Raw genomic sequence first — 653 nt, 5'->3', positions numbered from 1 at the left:
CGAGTTCGTGGTGAACGACAAGCGCCTCCACCGGTGGCAGCGCTGGCTCGACGACGATTCGTCGTGGCCAGATTTCTCCGTGGTGGTGCATGGCGATCTCTACGTGGGCCATGTGCTCATCGACAACACGGAGCGCGTCAGCGGGATGATCGACTGGAGCGAGGCCCGCGTTGATGACCCTGCCATCGACATGGCCGCGCACCTTATGGTCTTTGGTGAAGAGGGGCTCGCGAAGCTCCTCCTCACGTATGAAGCGGCCGGTGGCCGGGTGTGGCCGCGGCTCGCCCACCACATCGCGGAGCGCCTTGCGTTCGGGGCGGTCACCTACGCACTCTTCGCCCTCGACTCGGGTAACGAAGAGTACCTCGCTGCGGCGAAGGCGCAGCTCGCCGCAGCGGAATGAGCGAACGTCGATATAGCCCGCTCGCGACGCTGTTCGCGGCGACCTTTCTCTTCCGGATCGGCAACGCGGTGGCGGCCCTCGCGCTTCCATGGTTCGGCCTGTCTCATACAAAGAGCGCGGCCTGGGCGGGCGCCACGGCCGCTAGCAGCGTCATCGCGACCATCATCGGCGCGTGGGTTGGTGGTGGCCTCGTCGATCGGTTCGGGCGCGCGCCCGTCGCATTGATCTCGGGTGTGGTGGGCGGCGTGGC

General features: G+C 66.8%; 1 protein-coding gene and 1 pseudogene. Both read left to right on the top strand.

Features of this window, described 5'->3' with window-relative positions:
* A partial coding sequence (locus tag R7Z49_RS25625; RefSeq protein ID WP_318112476.1) for a phosphotransferase occupies positions 1-403 on the top strand: 403 nt, incomplete at its 5' end.
* A pseudogene (locus tag R7Z49_RS25620) lies at positions 400-653 on the top strand (MFS transporter); the annotation flags it as partial. The gene R7Z49_RS25625 and the pseudogene R7Z49_RS25620, both read left to right, overlap by 4 nt.

This window comes from Vibrio sp. 1562, assembly GCF_033340155.1.
Taxonomy (GTDB): Bacteria; Pseudomonadota; Gammaproteobacteria; order Enterobacterales; family Vibrionaceae; genus Vibrio; species Vibrio alginolyticus.
Note: the sequence above shows the minus strand (reverse complement) of the source record. Positions and strands in the feature narration are given on the sequence as shown.